Source organism: Arthrobacter sp. TmtSoilC51 (assembly GCF_055388015.1).
In genome coordinates this window covers 1,445,054-1,462,915 of the sequence record NZ_AP035877.1, presented here as the reverse complement: position 1 = coordinate 1,462,915, position 17,862 = coordinate 1,445,054, and the positions used below count along the sequence as shown (strand labels likewise).

17 protein-coding genes and 1 tRNA gene are annotated in these 17,862 nt (G+C 62.6%); 3 read left to right on the top strand and 15 right to left on the bottom strand.

Features of this window, described 5'->3' with window-relative positions; translation table 11 throughout:
• The 3 genes from ACZ5G6_RS06785 to ACZ5G6_RS06775 all read left to right on the top strand — a co-directional run bounded on the left by ACZ5G6_RS06785 (window position 1) and on the right by ACZ5G6_RS06775 (window position 2,806).
• Window positions 1-969: a branched-chain amino acid ABC transporter permease gene (locus ACZ5G6_RS06785; protein WP_223936312.1), complete on the top strand. Its 969-nt coding sequence runs from the start codon at window positions 1-3 to the stop codon at window positions 967-969.
• 119 nt (window positions 970-1,088) lie between these two features.
• Window positions 1,089-2,039, top strand: a complete 951-nt coding sequence (locus ACZ5G6_RS06780; protein WP_223937507.1) for an ABC transporter ATP-binding protein — start codon at window positions 1,089-1,091, stop codon at window positions 2,037-2,039.
• On the top strand, window positions 2,036-2,806 hold the full coding sequence (locus tag ACZ5G6_RS06775) for an ABC transporter ATP-binding protein (protein ID WP_498690335.1): 771 nt from the start codon (window positions 2,036-2,038) through the stop codon (window positions 2,804-2,806). Before ACZ5G6_RS06780 ends, ACZ5G6_RS06775 begins: the two co-directional genes overlap by 4 nt.
• A 226-nt stretch (window positions 2,807-3,032) precedes the next feature.
• On the opposite strand, the gene ACZ5G6_RS06770 is transcribed toward ACZ5G6_RS06775, so the two are convergent.
• From ACZ5G6_RS06770 to ACZ5G6_RS06700, 15 genes are all read right to left on the bottom strand, one after another.
• On the bottom strand, window positions 3,033-4,388 hold the full coding sequence (locus ACZ5G6_RS06770) for an ABC transporter substrate-binding protein (protein ID WP_498690332.1): 1,356 nt from the start codon (window positions 4,386-4,388) through the stop codon (window positions 3,033-3,035).
• A 239-nt stretch (window positions 4,389-4,627) separates the two neighbouring features.
• A tRNA-Leu gene (locus ACZ5G6_RS06765) sits at window positions 4,628-4,701 on the bottom strand.
• Window positions 4,702-4,722: 21 nt separating this feature from the next.
• Window positions 4,723-5,643, bottom strand: coding sequence for an N-acetyltransferase (locus tag ACZ5G6_RS06760; protein ID WP_498690329.1), 921 nt, complete (start codon window positions 5,641-5,643; stop codon window positions 4,723-4,725).
• A 64-nt stretch (window positions 5,644-5,707) separates the two neighbouring features.
• A complete protein-coding gene (locus tag ACZ5G6_RS06755) occupies window positions 5,708-7,165 on the bottom strand; it encodes an NAD(P)/FAD-dependent oxidoreductase (RefSeq protein ID WP_498690327.1) in 1,458 nt (485 codons plus the stop codon).
• A 38-nt stretch (window positions 7,166-7,203) separates the two neighbouring features.
• Window positions 7,204-8,577: a S8 family serine peptidase gene (locus tag ACZ5G6_RS06750; RefSeq protein WP_498690324.1), complete on the bottom strand. Its 1,374-nt coding sequence runs from the start codon at window positions 8,575-8,577 to the stop codon at window positions 7,204-7,206.
• Window positions 8,574-9,530, bottom strand: a complete 957-nt coding sequence (locus ACZ5G6_RS06745) for a Ppx/GppA phosphatase family protein (RefSeq protein WP_498690322.1) — start codon at window positions 9,528-9,530, stop codon at window positions 8,574-8,576. The genes ACZ5G6_RS06750 and ACZ5G6_RS06745 overlap by 4 nt, the downstream gene beginning before the upstream one ends.
• Window positions 9,527-10,210, bottom strand: coding sequence for a DUF501 domain-containing protein (locus tag ACZ5G6_RS06740; RefSeq protein WP_498691786.1), 684 nt, complete (start codon window positions 10,208-10,210; stop codon window positions 9,527-9,529). Before ACZ5G6_RS06740 ends, ACZ5G6_RS06745 begins: the two co-directional genes overlap by 4 nt.
• Window positions 10,211-10,278: 68 nt before the next feature.
• Window positions 10,279-11,088 (bottom strand): FtsB family cell division protein, encoded by an 810-nt coding sequence (locus ACZ5G6_RS06735; RefSeq protein WP_498690319.1) that lies wholly within the window; start codon window positions 11,086-11,088, stop codon window positions 10,279-10,281.
• Window positions 11,089-11,268: 180 nt separating this feature from the next.
• The gene (eno, locus tag ACZ5G6_RS06730) at window positions 11,269-12,549 is read right to left on the bottom strand and encodes a phosphopyruvate hydratase (RefSeq protein WP_223936303.1); all 1,281 of its coding nucleotides are present in this window, start codon (window positions 12,547-12,549) and stop codon (window positions 11,269-11,271) included.
• A 116-nt stretch (window positions 12,550-12,665) separates the two neighbouring features.
• Entirely contained in the window at window positions 12,666-13,364 is a 699-nt protein-coding gene (locus ACZ5G6_RS06725; protein ID WP_498690315.1) for a MazG nucleotide pyrophosphohydrolase domain-containing protein, read from the bottom strand.
• A complete protein-coding gene (locus tag ACZ5G6_RS06720) occupies window positions 13,342-14,484 on the bottom strand; it encodes an adenosine deaminase (RefSeq protein WP_223936301.1) in 1,143 nt (380 codons plus the stop codon). The genes ACZ5G6_RS06725 and ACZ5G6_RS06720 overlap by 23 nt, the downstream gene beginning before the upstream one ends.
• Before the next feature lie 82 nt (window positions 14,485-14,566).
• A complete protein-coding gene (locus tag ACZ5G6_RS06715; protein ID WP_223937506.1) occupies window positions 14,567-15,268 on the bottom strand; it encodes a DedA family protein in 702 nt (233 codons plus the stop codon).
• A 193-nt stretch (window positions 15,269-15,461) separates the two neighbouring features.
• Window positions 15,462-16,130, bottom strand: coding sequence for a DedA family protein (locus ACZ5G6_RS06710; protein WP_223936300.1), 669 nt, complete (start codon window positions 16,128-16,130; stop codon window positions 15,462-15,464).
• Between the two features lie 11 nt (window positions 16,131-16,141).
• Window positions 16,142-17,452 carry a thymidine phosphorylase gene (locus tag ACZ5G6_RS06705; RefSeq protein WP_223936299.1) on the bottom strand — a complete coding sequence of 437 codons (1,311 nt, stop codon included), beginning with the start codon at window positions 17,450-17,452 and terminating at the stop codon, window positions 16,142-16,144.
• Entirely contained in the window at window positions 17,449-17,862 is a 414-nt protein-coding gene (locus tag ACZ5G6_RS06700) for a cytidine deaminase (RefSeq protein WP_498690313.1), read from the bottom strand. Before ACZ5G6_RS06700 ends, ACZ5G6_RS06705 begins: the two co-directional genes overlap by 4 nt.

The following is a 17,862-nucleotide window of genomic DNA, read 5'->3' as shown; positions in this document are numbered from 1 at the left end:
ATGGACTTCGGATTTATTCTTTCCAGCGCCCTTGGCGAACTGTTCAGTCCAACGACGGCGGCCTACGCACTTGCTGCTCTGGGCCTCGCCGTACACTTCGGCTACTCAGGCCTGTTGAACTTCGGCCAGGCCGGCTTCATGGCCGTGGGCGCCTACGGCTTCGCCATTTCCACGTTGACCTTCAAGACCCCCTTCTTCATCGGATTGCTTATCGCGGTCCTGTGTTCGGTCATCTTCGCCTTCATCCTGGGTATTCCAACACTGCGTTTGAGGGCGGACTACCTTGCCATCGTCACCATCGCGGCGGCTGAAATTGTCCGCTACGTGGTCACCACCAACCAGCTCACCAGCGTCACGGGTTCAGCCAACGGCCTGGCAGCGTTCGAGGGCGGCTTCTATTCCATGAATCCCTTCCCCGAGGGGTCCTACATGGGAATGAACAACCGCGACTTCTTCATCCGGGTTGTGGGTTGGGGCCTGGTCATTATCTGCTGCCTGCTGGTGTGGCTGCTGATGCGCAGCCCATGGGGCCGCGTCCTGAAAGGTATCCGCGAGGACGAGAATGCCGTGCGTTCGCTCGGCAAGAACGTCTACTCCTACAAGATGCAGGCCCTGATTATCGGTGGCATCCTGGGCGCTCTGGCAGGCATGATCTTCACCCTCCCCCGCGGAGCCGTCCAGCCGTCCAACTACGGCACCGAGCTCACGTTCTTCCTCTGGACCTGTCTCCTGCTCGGTGGCATGGCTACCGTCCTAGGCCCAGTGATCGGAGCCATGATCTTCTGGGTGGTGCTCTCGCTGACGCAGAGCCTGCTGTATGGGCTCATCGAATCCGGAGCCATCACATGGCTGACCACTGTCCAGGCCGGCCAGCTGCGCTACATCCTTGTTGGTGTGGCCCTGATGCTCCTGATGATCTTCCGCCCGCAAGGCGTCTTCGGCAATAAGAAGGAGCTTGCTTTCGCATGAGTGAGACCAACGAACAAAACAGCAACAACCCAATCAACCCAGTTACGCCATCCAGCACTGGTAACACTGGTAGCCCTGCCCACCGCGCCACTACAGGGGACGAGGCAAACATTGATTACATGACCGATTCGCGTCCCATCGCGGTCGGAGAAAACACTCCCGGCTGCAAGAAGCGGGATCCGATCGTCGTCGCCGAAAACGTTACGCGGTCCTTCGGCGGCATCAACGCCGTGGACGTCGAATACCTTGAGATCCCCCGCCACAAGATCACGGCCTTGATTGGGCCCAACGGTGCCGGCAAGACCACACTGTTCAACTTGCTCACGGGCTTTGACACTCCAAACAGCGGCAAGTGGCAGTTTGAAGGAAACAGCATTGCCGGCGTCTCGTCCTACAAAGTGGCACGCATGGGCATGGTGCGGACATTCCAGCTGACCAAGGTCATGGGCAAGCTGACAGTCATGGAAAACATGCGGCTGGGTGCAGCAAACCAGCCGGGCGAGCGCCTCTCCAAGGCTCTGTTCAAGGGCATCTGGGGTGGCCGCGAGAAGGAGATCACGGCACAAGCAGACGTGCTCCTTGAGAAGTTCAAGCTGGACACCAAGAAGGACGACTACGCGGCTTCCCTCTCAGGCGGTCAGCGTAAGCTCCTCGAGATGGCCCGCTCCCTCATGGTGCGGCCCAAGCTCGTCATGCTGGATGAGCCCATGGCTGGCGTGAACCCGGCACTGACCCAGTCCCTGCTGGACCACATTAAGAACCTCAAGGCTGAGGGCATGACGGTCCTCTTCGTGGAGCACGACATGAACATGGTGCGCCACATCGCAGACTGGGTAGTAGTCATGGCAGAAGGAAAAATCGTGGCCGAGGGTCCTCCCGGCGAAGTCATGAAGAACCCCGCCGTGATCGACGCCTACCTTGGCGCACATCACGACGTTGACCTCGGCGACGCAGAAGGCATCAAGGTGCTGGAGGCAGAACTTGAAGCCGACGAAGAATCGGTAGTGGGAACAGAAGACGCAGGCATACTGTCCGACATCGTAGAAACCAAGAAGGAGGACGGGAAATGAGCAGCACCAGTGCAATGCCCGCCTCGGCAGATGCTCCGGCAAGTGAATCCGTCGTCAAAGTCACCAACCTGGTGGCGGGCTACATTCCTGGCGTCAACATCCTCAACGGCTGCTCCATCGAGGCCCGCAAGGGCGAGCTGATCGGCATTATCGGCCCCAATGGTGCTGGTAAGTCCACCCTGCTGAAGGCCATGTTCGGCCTGGTGAAAGTCCATTCCGGCACAGTGGTGGTCCGGGGCCAGGATCTCACCGGTTTGAAGGCCAACAAGCTGGTTACGCAGGGCGTCGGCTTTGTCCCCCAGACCAACAATGTCTTCGCAACCCTCACCATCGAAGAGAACCTCCAGATGGGCATGTTCCAGCGGCCCAAGGCGTTCGCTGAACGCTTCGACTTCGTCGCCAGCCTCTTCCCGGAACTGGCCAAGCGACGTGCCCAGCGAGCCGGTTCCCTCTCCGGCGGTGAACGCCAGATGGTAGCCATGGGACGGGCCCTCATGATGGACCCTGCAGTGCTCCTGCTCGATGAGCCGTCGGCAGGCCTCTCCCCCGTCAAGCAGGACGAGACCTTCCTTCGAGTCCATGAGATCAACCGCGCCGGCGTCTCAGTCATCATGGTGGAACAGAACGCCCGCCGCTGCCTGCAGATCTGCGACCGTGGCTACGTCCTGGACCAAGGAAAGGATGCCTACACGGGCACGGGTCGCGAGCTCATGAAGGACCCCAAGGTCATCCAGTTGTACTTGGGAACCCTGGCAGACGAGGTCTAGCAGCCGCATTTCGCGTTCAAGGAGGGCCTTGGGTTTACCCAAGGCCCTCCTTCGTGCCCCGTTGCGAGGCCCGCTCTGCGCCCCAAAACCACCCCCACCCACGCACACCAGGCCCCACAACACAGCCCACCCGAGCCGTGGACGAGGGGGCACATGAAGCAGAACAGGTCCCCTTCCTGTGCGGAAGGGGACCTGTTGCTTTGTTGCGGTCTAACCAGGGCTTGGCTTAGAGCTTGCCGAACTCCGATTTCACGGGCATTAACTTATTCTCGTTGGTGTATTGATAGATGCCGATATAAGCTTCTGTCGGGTCACCCGCATCCGAGAACGTGATCGGACCCGACTGGCCGTCGTAGTCGATGTCCTTGCCGTTACGAAGCAACGTGACGCAGCTGGCGAAGTTGTTGCACTTCTCGCCACCCTGCGATACATCCTTGAGCTTGGCTGCGATATCGGCGCCCTTGGTGCTCTTGGCTTCCTCAGCGGCAAGAGCAATCAGGTTTACTGCGTCGTAGGACTCACCGCCGTATGTGAAGTCCTTCAAAGCGGGATCCACACCGAGGAGTGACTTGGTAAAGGATTCGGCCGCGAAAGTGCCAGGGAATGTTCCGTGAGCGCCGGTGAGCGTGCCCGGTTTGAAGTCCTTGCTGTAGTCGGTGGTGTTGCCATCAACCAGGAACAGCTGTTCGGGCTTTGCCCCCTTGCCTGTGACAAGGGGAATAATGCTCTTGGCTTCGTCAAACGTGATCAGGACAATCGCGTCCGGCTTTGCCGCGATGACCTTGTCCACCTGGCTGCTGAATTGTGTGTCGCCTGTATTGAACAGTTCCTCGGCTACGACCTTGCCGCCGGCAGCTTCAAAGGCCGCCTTAACGTTCTTCTGCAAGCCCGTTCCGTACGCGTCGTTGAGGACGATCATGCCGATCGTCTGAGCGCCGCAGGTGGCCATGTAATTGCCGAGAACCTTGCCCTGCAGGACGTCCGAGGGAGCAGTACGCCAGTAGAGGCCCTTGTCGTCCCAGGTGGTGAAGTCGGGCGAAGTATTGGCCGGGGAGAACTGGAGCACACCTGCGCCTGTGATCTGGTTGATCACGGTCTTGGAAACACCGGACGAAGCTGCACCGATGATTGCGCTCACGCCCTGGCCCAAGAGGGCGGTGGTGGACTGTGTTGCGATGTCGGTCTTGGTGTCACCGGAGTCGCGGTGCACCACCGAAACCGGAGCACCCAGAACGCCGCCGGCATCATTGACTTCCTTGATACCGAGGTTGACGCCAGCAACTTCCGGTGGGCCGAGGAATGCGAGCGACCCCGTTGTCGGCAGAAGCGATCCAAGTTTCAGAGGAGTAGCGGTAGTGGTGGTCGAGGGAGGTACGGGTCCCGTGTTGGTAGCAGCCTGGCTGTTGCCGGCTCCCGCCCCTGCGCTCGGAGCCGGGCAGGAGATGCCTGCAGCGGCGGCAGAACTGGACCCGGTCTGGCTCGGCGTGGAGGACCCACCACAAGCTGTGGCCAGGAGGGCAACCCCAATGCCAAGCGCTGTAAGCTTGGCGGCTCGGGGCGCCGCTTGGGAAAGATCAAACATTCGTTGTCTCCTCGATCGAAAGGTGCGAACTGCCTTTGATGCGATAACTCAGGTGTGTTCCTGATTAAGACTCAAACTAGTGCAATTGATCCGGGAAGATAAGTGATTCAGGTCACATCCCTATAACACTCGTTGCCTGTGGGGAATCTACGAGCCGGCTGGGAAATATCTCAGAAGAATGCGGCCAATAAATGGCGGCAGGAAATGGAAGGAGAGGAAACCTCCTCCCCTTCCATTTGTGCCCCAGGTGGGACTCGAACCCACAACACGCGGATTTTAAGTCCGCTGCCTCTGCCAATTGGGCTACTGGGGCGCCCGCACCATGGTATCCCAGCTACACGCGTTCGAATGGCGCCGCGTAGCGAAAGGTTCCCCGAACGCCGTCGGGCCATGCCGGAAGCGGCAGCAACTGGAAGTGATCACCCCAGGCAGCCTCGGGTGGTTCCACGCCCAAAGACGTGGCCGGTACATAACCGAAGCGCGGATAGTAAAAGGGGCTGCCCAGCAGGGCAATCGCGGGCTCGCCGGCCGCCATGGCGCGCACGGCGGACTCACGCATCAGGGCCGAACCGACCCCGCGCCGCTGAAATTGCGGGAGGACCCCGATGGGACCCAACCCCACGAGTTCCAGGTCTCCGATCCAGCCGCGGGTGCTGATGACGTGCCCAACAATGTCTCCGCCAATCTCGGCTACTATGCTCAGCTCGGGAATGTACTCGTCGCACTCGAAGAGCTCCCGCAGCAAACCAACTTCCGAGGGCGTCCCCTGGACCGGCTGACCGGTCACCGGAGACACCGAAAAGGCCCTCGCCGTGAGTTCCAGGATTTCAGGGCGGTCTTCCGGCCGCTCCGTCCGAAGCACCACCCCACGGGCCAGCAAACGCAACACGTCCAAAGCGCGGCCAGCGTCTGCCACAGGAACCAGCAGGTGGTCATGGTGAAAGCCAGCCAGGACGTTGCAACTGATGCCTGCGTGCGTCAGCGCCGCGCTCACTGCGGCCGTCAGTCCCACCGCTTCCAATGCTGAATGGATCTGGAGCGTGATCCAGGAGGCCACGAAATCGTAAGTGAGGCCCATCCTGTCCGCCTCATCCCGCCGCAGGACCACGGTCAGCCCTTCAGCCTCACGGACGGCGGCCTCGATGTCGCCTTCCAACGGCCTGCCGTGCGGCCAGAGCGCGTACACATAGTCGCCATCCCTAATGACAGGATGCAGGGACTCCAGAAGGCTCTTCAGATCGGTTTCGCCAGGCATGGGAACAGCTTAAACGACGACGACGGCCACTCCCTTAAGGGGAGCAGCCGTCGTCGGACGTGTACTACTTGGCGTCAACCGGTACCGGAGTCTTGTCCTCGGCGGGCTTTTCCGCCGCAGCAGGCGCGGGGGCAGGTGCAGCAGCCGGCTTGGGGGCCGGGGTTGCAGCCGCAACGAAAGCGCCGCGCGGGTTGTCGAGGTCCATCAGCTGCGTGGTGTCGCGGCCTGCGAAGAAGGCCAGGATCCAGCCGAAGATCACGCGGAACTTGCGCTCAACCGTGGGCATGGCCATGCCGTGGTAGCCACGGTGTGCCAGCCAGGCGAGGCCGCCCTTGAGTCCGATGCGGCCCAGCAGGTTGATGTTGGCGACACCCTTCCATTCGCCGAAGCCGGCAACAGCACCAAGGTTCTTGTGCTTGTAGTCGTGCAGCGGCTTGTCCCAGCGGGAAGCCCAGAGGTTCTTGGCGAGCTTCTTTGCCTGGCGGAGGGCGTGCTGGGCGTTCGGGACACAGGTACCGTCCGGCAGTCCCTTGCCCGTGAGGTCCGGGACAGCGGCGATATCGCCGGCTGCCCAAGCATTCTCGACGATGCCTTCGTCGCCGGCAATACGCAGGTCCGGGAGGACACGGACACGGCCGCGCGGTTCCAGCGGGAAATCGGTGGAGCGGATCATCGGGTTGGCCTGCACGCCGGCAGCCCACACCAGGGTATCGGCTTCAACTTCACCGGCGGACGTCTTGTCCGGGAGGTTGATCAGCTTGAGGTTGCCCTCTGCACTGTCCAGGGAGGTATTGAGGAGGACCTCGATATCGCGGCTGCGCAGGTGCTCTACAACCCACTCAGCCTGGGATGCGGTGACCTCGGGCATGATGCGGCCCATGGCCTCAACAAGGATGAAGCGGACTTCTTCCTGGCGGACACGCGGGTTGTTCTTGACCGCTGCGCGGGCGAGGTCTTCCATCTCGGTGAGGCATTCGATGCCGGCAAAACCGCCACCGACAACCACGAAGGTGAGGGCCTTGGCGCGCTCCGCGGGGTCCGTCATGGTGGAAGCGGCCTCAATGCGCTCCAGCACCTTGTTGCGCAGTGCTACGGCTTCCTCGATGGTCTTCAGGCCAATGCCCTTGTCAGCGAGGCCCTTGATGGGGAAGGTGCGGGTAATGGCACCGGCTGCGATGACGACGTCGAAGTACGGAATCTCGAAGGGAGCTTCACCATTGGCAGGAGCCACAACCGCGGTGCGGTTGGCGTGGTCGATGCTGGTGACGCGGCCCTGGATGAGCTCCGTCTGCTTGAGGTGCTGGCGGTGGGAGACGACGGCGTGGCGTGCCTCGATGTTGCCACCAGCGACCTCGGGGAGGAACGGCTGGTAAGTCATGTAGGGCAGGGGATCAACGACGGTGACGATGCCACCGGCATTCGCGATCTTCTTCTGCAATTTAAGGGCTACGTACAGGCCGACGTAGCCGCCGCCGACGACGAGAACCCGGGGACGGTCAATGAGCTCTGGGGTGGTTGCCATGAAACCAGAGTACAGCACTTTGTGAAAATCTTCACTAGCTACCTCCTGGTGGGCGGATCCACCGCTTCCAGTGCTCCCGTTTCGGCCTCCTCCGCGGCAGCAGAAGGGTTCTTGGCGACCCTGCGCAATTGGATGGACGCACCCACGACGATCACCGCGAAAATGCCGCCGAATCCGAGCACGACGGCGGCCGGAAGGGCGTCATCCACATGCGCAGGAGTGGCCGCAGCAGGAACGGTGGGATCGGGCAGTGTGGGTGCCGCACTGGTAGGACTGGCCACCGGGGCCTGGGTCGGCGTGCTGAAGTCACCTCGCCGGTGGACACGGATCCAGTCCGCGATGGAACCGAGCGGATTGGTGGTTGTGGTCTCTACGTCATCCTTCAGCGCTGCCTCCGCATTGAGCACACCGTAGCCGTAGAGCGGGTCCTTGCCGGGAGCGCCGGCGTCCTTGGCCGTGCTCACAATCCTGTTGATGACCTGCTTTGCGCTCATGTCAGGCCACTTGGACCGGATGAGTGCGGCCACGCCGGAAACGATGGGCGCGGACCCGGAAGTTCCAGCCCATTGCGCGTATCCGCCCCCGGGAAGGCCACCCAACAGATTTTCGGCAGGTGCTGCAACGCCAATACTGATCCCCTGGGAGGAGGAGTCAACACTGGCCTGGCCGTCGGCGTCGAGTCCGGCCACGGTAAGCACGCCGGGAATGGTGGCAGGAGCTCCAACCTGGACGTTGCCACCCACGCGGTTGCCGGCGGCAGCGACGATCACCACATCTTTTTGTTCGGCATAAAGGAACGCTGCATCCCAGCTTTGGGGCCACACCGGCGAGGTGCTGCCCAAGGAAATATTGATGACCTTTGCGCCATTGTCCACGGCCCAACGCACGGCGTCGGGAATCTGCTCCTGGTCCGTTTTGCCTCCCGGGTTGGGTGAACCAAGCCAAGTGGACACTGCCAGGATCTCCGCTTCAGGCGCGACGCCAACGATCCCCTCCGGTCCCCCGGCAGGAGGAACCGTCGTCGCGGCTGAGGGCGACGGGGAAGCTGCGGGCGTTGTGTGTCCGCGACCGGCAAGCATGGTGGCCACAAGGGTTCCGTGCTCGGTCTTCGCGCCGATGCTCTTCTGGCCGTTGGGGGCTCCGGCACCGGATACGTCCGTACCGCCCACCACGACGCCCTTCAGGTCAGGATGGCCTCCGTCAACGCCGCTATCGATGATGGCGACCTTGACCCCTGCTCCCTTGGAGACCTGCCAGGCATTCGTGATTCCCGATTCCTTGAGCCAGTACTCCTTGTCCCGCCAGGAATCGGCCATGGCCGCCGGCGCAGTCAAGAGCGCGCCCGCAAGCGCTCCCCCGGCCAGCATTGCGGCAAAGGCAGCAGAAAGTGGGCGGTGGCATCGCAAGGTCATGCGGAGTCCCGGATACTCAGGGCAATTCCATCCAGGATGTCGTGTTCGCTGGAGATGGCACCGGTGATGGCACCGTTGCCCACGGCGGCAACCCGTTCCAGGATGCGCCGCCACACCAGGGCTCCAGCACCAATGACGTCCACGCGGCCTGGATGCATGTAGGGAAGAACGGCCCGTTCGTCGCGGGTCATCTCCAGCAGGCTGGTGCAGGCGTCGCTGATGGTTTCAATATCCAGGTAGGCGCCGTGGATCCTGTCCGGCTGGTACGCGCTCAGGCCCAAGGCATGGGCGGTAATAGTGGTGATTGAACCCGCTACGCCAACCACAGCTGTGGCACGGTCCAGCGGAACTGTTTGGCCGGCAAGGTCAAGTGCGGCATCGACGTCGGCCTCCGCTGCTGCAATCTGCCCAGCCGTAGGCGGGTCGCTGCGAAGGTGGCGTTCCGTCAACCGCACGCAGCCGATGTCCACCGAACGAGCGGCAATCACACCGCTGGAATCGCCGAGGACGAATTCGGTGCTGCCACCACCGAGGTCAACCACCAGAACGGCGTCATCCCCTGCAACCGGCAAAACGCTGCTGGCACCTGCGAAGGACAGCGCAGCTTCCTCATCACCGGAGATAACTTCAGGCTCCACACCCAGAAGCTCTCGAATTCCGTCAACGAAAACCTGGCGGTTCCGGGCGTCACGGGTGGCCGAGGTCGCCGCAAAGCGCACGCGGGTGGCACCGTGTTCACGGATAAGCGCTGCATAGTCCGCTGTGGCGGAGAAGGTGCGTTCCAAGGCCTCGGGAGCAAGTTCTCCGGTCGCATCCACGCCCTGTCCCAGCCGCACCACGCGCATTTCACGCACGACGTCGGTCAGCGGCCCGGGTGCCCCGTTCACCGAGGCGTCGGCAATGAGGAGGCGGATGGAGTTGGTTCCGCAGTCAATGGCGGCGACGCGGCTCATGCGCCCTCCGTCAATTCGCTGCTGGAGTCTGCCTTGGGCTTACGGACTGGCGCCGGGCGTCCCACGATGTCAGGCAAACCTTGAGGACCGTGACGGCTCAAATCCCTCGACGGGGCCTCGCCCGCAGTGTCCCAGGCGCCATCGCAGTAGCAACGGTCCTTGGTCCACCACTCTGAGATTGCCGCCAGGGCCTCGTCGCCCAGCGGGTTGACCCCGGGACCGGCAGCCAGCGAGTGGCCAACCAGCACGTGCAAGCACTTGACGCGGGTGGGCATGCCGCCAGCGGAGATCCCATCGATTTCCGGCACGGACCCGGTCCCGGAACGTCCGGCAATCTCGTTGCGAGCCTGCAGGTAGGCCTCGTGGGCGCCATGGTAAGCATCGGCGAGTTCCTGATCCGCAGTGAGCCGGTCATTCATTTCATTCATGAGCCCGCCCGCTTCCAGCCGCGACACCGCGGAAGTGATGACCGGGTGGGTCAGGTAGAACGTGGTGGGAAACGGAGTCCCGTTGCTGAGCCGGGGCGCAGTGGCCGCAACGAGCGGATTCCCACATACGCAGCGCGCGGGAATCTCCACCACGTCCCGCACCGGCCTGCCGAGCTGGCGGCTGAGGACATCGAGGTCGTGTGCTGATGGCTGGCGGGATTCCTGCGGCACGGCTGCCGTGTTCTCTTCCACTTGCGCTGCCAACCTTCCTGCCCTTTTGGCCATGTCCCTGAAGGACACGACGGCGGCGGGCACCGCGTCTAGTCTGTTGCCGATCGTCTGATTGACTCCCAGAGCGCATCCACCCAGGGCAGGTTTGCCGGGTTTGCGGATGAGCCGGAGCCGGTGCGGCCCCCAGGGGTACCGGCGGCTTCTTCCCCGCCAAATACCCAGTAACCCGTTTCACCCGGCATAACCATGTTAATGCGGTCGCGGGCCTGTTGTTTCACGTAGTTGGGATCCTGCCACCGGGAAAGCTGCTTGTTCAGCTCCGCCTGCTCTGCCTGCTTGCTGGCGATCTCGGCCTCCAGTGCGGAGATTTCGGCTCGTTTCTCCAGGAAAATCCTAACGGTGGGCGCCAGCATGATAGTGATGGCAATCATGACGACGGCCAGCGCCAGCATCCTGCCCGAGAACGCCTTGGCCGGTACGGGATCGAGGTCCTGGGCTTCGCGTGCACTGTTCCCGGAGGCTTTGTCAGCAGATTTCATGGACGTGGGGCGGCTGGTCTTGGCGGCTGAGGTCCTGGCGCTGCCCGGGGCCTTGCTGCTGCCGGAGGTCTTCGTACTGCCCGGGGCTTTGCTGCTGCCTGGGGTTTTCGGAGCCGAGGGCTTTCTGGTGGCCGTTGCCGGCGTCGAAGATTCCGCAGAGCTGCGGGAGGCGCCGAACTCGGCCTCGATGACGTCCCCGCCCGCAGAGCCTGCGCTGTTGGGCCGACCTGCGCTGTTCGGTCTGCCTGCGCTGTTCGGCCTACCTGCGCTATTCGGCCTACCTGCGCTGTTCGGCCTACCTGCGCTGTTCGGCCGACCAAGGGCATCGGCCCTGGGAACCTTTGGACGACGGGTGGCCATGACACTCCTGTAATGCCCGGTGCTTGCCTGGCGGGTTGCTGCGCTTGCCCTGCGCGAAACGTGCGTGTGCGGAACCTTCGTAGGTCCTGCTGTGCCCGCGGTTCCGCAGGCAAGCGTTAAACAGAACCGGTGGCTATGGTCTTTCCACCATAGCCACCGGTCAGCCGTTTTCGCGGAATGCTAGCCCTTGAAACGCGGGAACGCGCTGCGTCCGGCGTAACGTGCGGCGTCGTCGAGTTCTTCTTCGATGCGCAGGAGCTGGTTGTACTTGGCGACGCGCTCGGAGCGGGCCGGGGCACCGGTCTTGATCTGGCCCGCGTTGGTGGCAACGGCGATGTCAGCAATCGTGGTGTCCTCGGTTTCGCCGGAGCGGTGCGAGGTGATGGTGGTGTAGCCGGAGCGCTGGGCCAGCGAAACGGCGTCGAGCGTTTCGGTCAGGGAACCGATCTGGTTGACCTTGACCAGCAGGGAGTTGGCCGTAGCGGCGTCGATGCCCTGCTGCAGGCGGACCGGGTTGGTGACGAAGAGGTCATCGCCCACCAGCTGGACCTTGTCACCGATGGTGTCGGTGAGGGTCTTCCAGCCTTCCCAGTCGTTCTCGTCCAGCGGGTCTTCGATGGAAACCAGCGGGTAGTCGGCAACGAGCTCAGCGTAGTAGGCGCTCATCTCGGAGGCGGTCAGTGCCTTGCCTTCGAACTGGTAGGCACCGTCCTTGTAGAACTCGGAAGATGCAACATCCAGGGCAAGGGCGATGTCCGTGCCCGGGGTGTAGCCGGCGTTCTTGATGGCTTCCTGGATCAGGTCCAGGGCAGCGCGGTTGGACGGCAGGTTGGGGGCAAAGCCACCTTCGTCGCCGAGGCCCGTGGACAGGCCCTTTTCCTGGAGGACGGACTTGAGGTTGTGGTAGACCTCAACGCCCCAGCGCAGGCCCTCGGAGAAGGTCTCGGCGCCGATGGGGGCGATCATGAATTCCTGGATGTCGACGTCGGAGTCAGCGTGCGAGCCACCGTTGAGGATGTTCATCAGCGGAACCGGGAGGACGTGTGCGTTCGGGCCGCCGAGGTACTTGTACAGCGGCAGGTCCGAGGAAGCTGCGGCAGCGTTGGCAACGGCCAGGGAAACACCCAGGATGGCGTTGGCGCCGAGCTTGCTCTTGTTGGGGGTGCCGTCGAGGTCGATCATGGCTTGGTCGATGCTGCGCTGGTCCGTTGCGTCGAAACCAATGAGTGCCGGCGAGATCTCGTCGATGACCGCGTCAACGGCCTTCTGGACACCCTTGCCGAGGTAACGGCCCTTGTCGCCGTCGCGGAGTTCAACAGCTTCGTGCTCGCCGGTGGAGGCGCCGGAGGGAACTGCTGCGCGGCCGATCTGGCCGTCGGAAAGCAGGACCTCAACTTCTACGGTCGGGTTTCCGCGGGAATCAAGGATTTCGCGGGCGTGGATGGCATCGATAAGCGCCATGGATGTGCTCCTTATGGGCAAATTACAGGAATGTGGAGGGAAATTCTCAACGTCCTCGTCGCTACTAGCGTAGTCGAGAGTGGCTTAGGTTACGGAACGGGTTCCAACTGCTCACGTCATGAAGGCTGGGCCTGGCCGTTCTGAAACGATCGAACCGCCGCACGGAGTGCACGCTCGGCGTCCAGTCCTTGCTCCCGGGCACCAGCCACGACAGCGAGCAACAGCTCACCGAGCTCCTCCTCGGAAGCCGGAATAGCAGGAAGCCCGACGGCGGTGGCCCGGTTTTGGGCGTCAATGGGCAGACCCGCACGCGCGGCCCGGTCCAGGGACTTTTGCGCCCCTGCCAAGGCAGGCAGGTGCGGTGGAATTCCCTCGAACGGATCCGCACGCCCCGGTTTCTCGGCACGCTTCACGGCATCCCACTTCAGGATGATTTCCTCGACCGTCGCCGGGAACGTGGCCTGCAGCGAACCATCGGGCTTGAAAACGTGCGGGTTACGGCGGACCATCTTGGCGTTGATGCCGCGGGCTACGGCATCAAAGTCGAAGCTGCCGCGTTCCTCGGCAAGCCGGGCGTGAAGCACTACTTGAAGCAGTACGTCGCCCAGCTCGCCGCGAAGTTCCTCGTCCCTGGCGGGCGAATCGCCGGCCTCGATCGAATCCACAACCTCATAGGCTTCCTCGATCAGGTACTCCACCAAGGATTCATGGGTGAGCGCCCCCATCCAAGGGCAGTGATCCCGCAAGGAGGCGATGGTCCGGATCAACTCCGAAATGCCGTTGCCGGACTCGTTAGCCGAGGTTGGCGTAGGCATCGTTGATGTACTCGACCAAAGCTTCACGCTCGTCCAGGGGCAGGAAGGCGGCCTCTGCGGCGTTGAGCGTCAGCTCAAGCAAATCATCGAGATCGTAGTCGAACGTCTCCACCAGGAGCTCGAACTCATCCGTCAGGGTGACACCGCTCATGAGCCTGTTGTCCGTATTGATGGTGACATTGAAACCGAGCTGGAAAAGCATGTCCAACGGGTGGCTCTCGATGCCTTCGCCAAAGCTGGAGATGGCCCCGGTCTGCAGGTTGGATGACGGGCAGATTTCCAGGGCAATTCCGCGGTCGCGCACCCAGGCGGCCACGCCGCCGAGCGTCACCATGCCAATGGTGTCCTCGCCGTCGTCGTCGGAGTTGTCCTCAAACTCCACCGTGATGTCCTCGGCGATCCGCACCCCGTGCCCAAGCCGCAAAGCGCGTCCGTCCACGAGCGCCGACTGGATGCTGTCCAGCCCCGCGGCCTCACCGGCGTGGACCGTTGCCGGGAAGTTGTTCTCTGCAAGGTACGTGAAGGCATCCTTGAAGCGGGAGGGCAGGAAGCCGTCCTCGGCGCCAGCGATGTCGAAGCCGACAGCGCCCTTGGCGCGGTGCCGAACAGCGAGTTCCGCAATTTCCTGGCCACGGTCCGCGTGACGCATGGCAGTGATGAGTTGCCCCACCTGAATCTGCTGGCCGCGTTCTTCCGCTGCATCAACACCGGCTTCAAGGCCCTCCTGGACCGCTTCCACCACTTCATCCAGAGTCAGGCCCTTCTGCAGGTGCTGCTCGGGTGCCCAGCGGACTTCACCGTAGATCACACCGTCCTCGGCAAGGTCTTCCACGAATTCCTTGGCAACGCGGAACAGGCCCTCCTTGGTCTGCATGACGGCGATCGTGTGGTCAAAGGTTTCCAGGTAACGGACCAACGAACCGGAGTCAGCCGATTCGCGGAACCATTCGCCCAAGGCAACAGGATCAGTGGAGGGCAGCGTGTGGCCGACGGCCTGCGCCAGTTCGATGATGGTGGCGGGCCGCAGTCCTCCGTCCAGATGGTCGTGGAGGGAAACCTTGGGAAGGCTCTTCAAATCGAAGTCGAGGGCAGGGGCGGCGTCAACAATGGGCTCAGTCACGTACCAAGACTATCGTGCAGGGATCTCCGGGCGAGCTTGCGGTTTTAGGGGCACGCTGGGTGGCCTGGGCGACGGCTGGAGGCTAGCCAGCAGGCTTGGAGAGGTCGACCCCGGCGACTGCCTTGGGCGTCAACTCCTGCGGGACATCCTTTGCTGTGTCCTTCTCCAAGTTCTGCTTCGCTGTGTCCTTCTCCAGGTCCTTCTTCTCCAGGTACTTGTGCCACCAGCGCAGGACGTGGTCCACCACGATGCCCAGGATCACCGCGAACGCCACGGCAATGCCCACGCCAAGCAGCGGGTTGTTGTGCACCCATTGCCCGGCGAGCAGTCCGATGCCGATGGAGTAGCAAACCCAGGTGACGCACGCAAAGGCATCCAGCAGGAAGAACGTCCGGTGGCGGAACCCGGTTTGGCCGGCGACGTAGTTCACAGCCACACGGCCCCAGGGAATGTAGCGGGCCGTGAAGATCAGGACAGCCCCACGTTTCTCGAGCTCATACTGGGCCCAGGCAAACATCTTCCGGACCTTGGGACGCCGCATCCATTTCCAACGGTTCAAGCCAATTTTGCGGCCCAGCATATAGGCCATGTTGTCGCCGGCCATGGCACCCACCAGTGCGGTGCCACCTAGGATCCACAAGTTGGGCTGTCCGTTGTGGAGGGACAGCGCCGAGAGGCCCACAATGGCTGTTTCGCTGGGGAGGATGGTGGCGAATCCGTCAATGAAGAAGAAGACCAGAAGGACCGGGTAAATCCAAGGCTGCCCGGCTGCATGCTCGAGCATTTGGTTCAAAAACTCCACGCGGCGGTAGCTCCTAGGCGAATATGACTTGACACTGTGACGGAAGTCGCTCTTAGTGTCCCATGGCGGGGACGTCGTTCGCTACGCCCCAGCCTCGGGATCACGGACTTAACGCTACGCCTGGACCACGCGTTCCGTACTCAACCGCCGGACTGATCTTCCGGCGTCGTCCGTGTCATACCGTGGGTGGAGGCGGCCCATCTTCCTCAGCGATATTCGTACCCGCCGCGATGTTCTTACCGTCCAGCGGAACCGATCCCCGGACCTTGCTGATGATGCGGTCGATGATGATCCCCAGGATCACCGCCACCACAATCGCAATCACTGCACCCAACAGGTGGTTGTGCTCGAACCAGACCCCAAAGAAGTAGCCGAGGACCACAGAATAGCTGGCCCACAGGACGGCCGACATTGCAGTGAGCCCAATAAAGCGGCGATGGTTGAAATGCGTGGCACCAGCCGTCAAGTTCACTGCCACCCGGCCGATGGGAATGAAGCGCGCCACCATGATGAGCGAGGCAGACCGCCGTCGAAGTTCCTTGCCGGCCCAGCGGAAGGCTCCTTGCATGCGCTGTGTACGCATCCAACGCCAACGCTGGATCCCGATGCGGTGACCGATCAGATAGGCAATGTTGTCGCCTGAGAAAGCCCCGATCGCTGCCACCACACCGAGCAGCCACACGTTGGGTGAGCCTCCGCCGCCGGAGACAGCACTTAAACCGACCACCACGGACTCGCTGGGAATGGGTGGGAAGAAACCGTCGATCAGGCAGCAGGCCAAAACAAGGAACAACACCCACGGCTGCCCGGCCGCGGCGAGGATGAAATCGTTGATGGCCTGCACGGGATATAAGCCTAGGCGATCCTGTCGATGATCAGCTGATGGGCCGGTCTCGAGCCCTCAGGCGCAATCATCACGGCGTCCTGCAGCGCTTCCCTTGCCCGGTCAAACTTTTCAGGAGTGTCCGTCAACAGCGTCATCAACGGCTCGCCTGCCCTTACCAGCGCGCCTGGTTTGGCGTGCAGCCGCACCCCGGCTCCGGCCTGGACTTTGTCCTCCTTGCGGGCCCGGCCAGCTCCGAGACGCCACGCCGCGACGCCCACGGACAGGGCATCGAGCTCCACCAGGACGCCGTCAGCCGGGGCGTAGACCACCTCGGATTCCTTCGCTACCGGCAACGCAGCGCGCGGATCGCCCCCTTGCGCTTCGATCATCCGGTTCCAGACATCCATGGCCCGTCCATCCTTGAGGGCGGCGGCGGGATCGGCATCGTGAATGCCGGCCCCGGCCAGCATCTCCTCAGCCAATCGGACAGTGAGCTCGACGACGTCTTCCGGACCGCCACCGGCAAGGACCTCCACGGACTCCTCCACCTCGATCGCGTTGCCGGCGGTCAAGCCCAGGGGCGTGGACATATCGGTCAGCAGGGCCACCGTGTGAACGCCTGCGTCCTTGCCCAAAGCCACCATGGTCTCCGCGAGCTCACGTGCCCGCGCCTCATCCTTCATGAACGCGCCGGAGCCCACCTTCACGTCAAGCACCAGCGAGCCCGTACCTTCCGCGATCTTCTTGCTCATGATCGAAGATGCGATCAGCGGGATTGCCTCGACGGTTCCCGTGACATCGCGCAGGGCGTAGAGCTTCTTGTCGGCCGGTGCGAGACCGGATCCGGCAGCACAAATGACCGCCCCAACGTCCTGGAGCTGCGCCATGATCTCGTCATTGCTCAAATTCGCGCGCCATCCCGGGATCGCTTCGAGCTTGTCCAAGGTGCCGCCGGTGTGGCCGAGTCCGCGGCCGGACAGCTGCGGAACGGCGACGCCGAAAACTGCCACCAGCGGAGCCAGCGGGAGGGTGATCTTGTCCCCTACCCCACCGGTGGAGTGCTTATCGCTGGTTGGCTTCCGGCCGCCGTCGGGCGTTGTCAGCGACGAGAAGTCCATCCGCTCCCCCGAGGCGATCATCGCTGACGTCCAGCGCGAGATTTCCTGGCGGTTCATGCCGTTGAGCAGGATGGCCATGTTGAGCGCGGCCATCTGTTCCTCGGCAATCACGCCGCGGGTGTAGGCATCGATGGTCCAGTCAATCTGCTCGGGTGTGAGCGTGCCTTTATCGCGTTTGATGGAGATGATCTGAACGGCGTCGAAGGCTTCGGTGGTGGTCACGTGGTTTCCTCCAGGTTTTCGGGACCAAAGGCGTCAGGCAGCACCTGGTCCATGGACTTGATTCCCTGCGTTGTCATGAGCTGCATGCCCGGCGCCCGGAATTCGTAGAGCAACTGCCGGCAACGCCCGCACGGCATCAGGACGTTCCCTTGGCCATCGACGCAATAGAAAGCCGCGATCCTGCCTCCGCCGGTCATGTGCAGCTGGCCCACCAACGCGCATTCAGCACAGAGGGTCAGCCCGTAACTGGCGTTCTCCACGTTGCAGCCGCTGACAATCCGGCCGTCCTCGGTGAGGGCCGCAGCCCCCACCGGGAACTTGGAATACGGGGCATAGGCCCGCTCCATGGCCTTGATCGCAGCTTCTTCCAGCGCATGCCAATCGACGCGCCTTTCGTCAAGAGCCGGCAT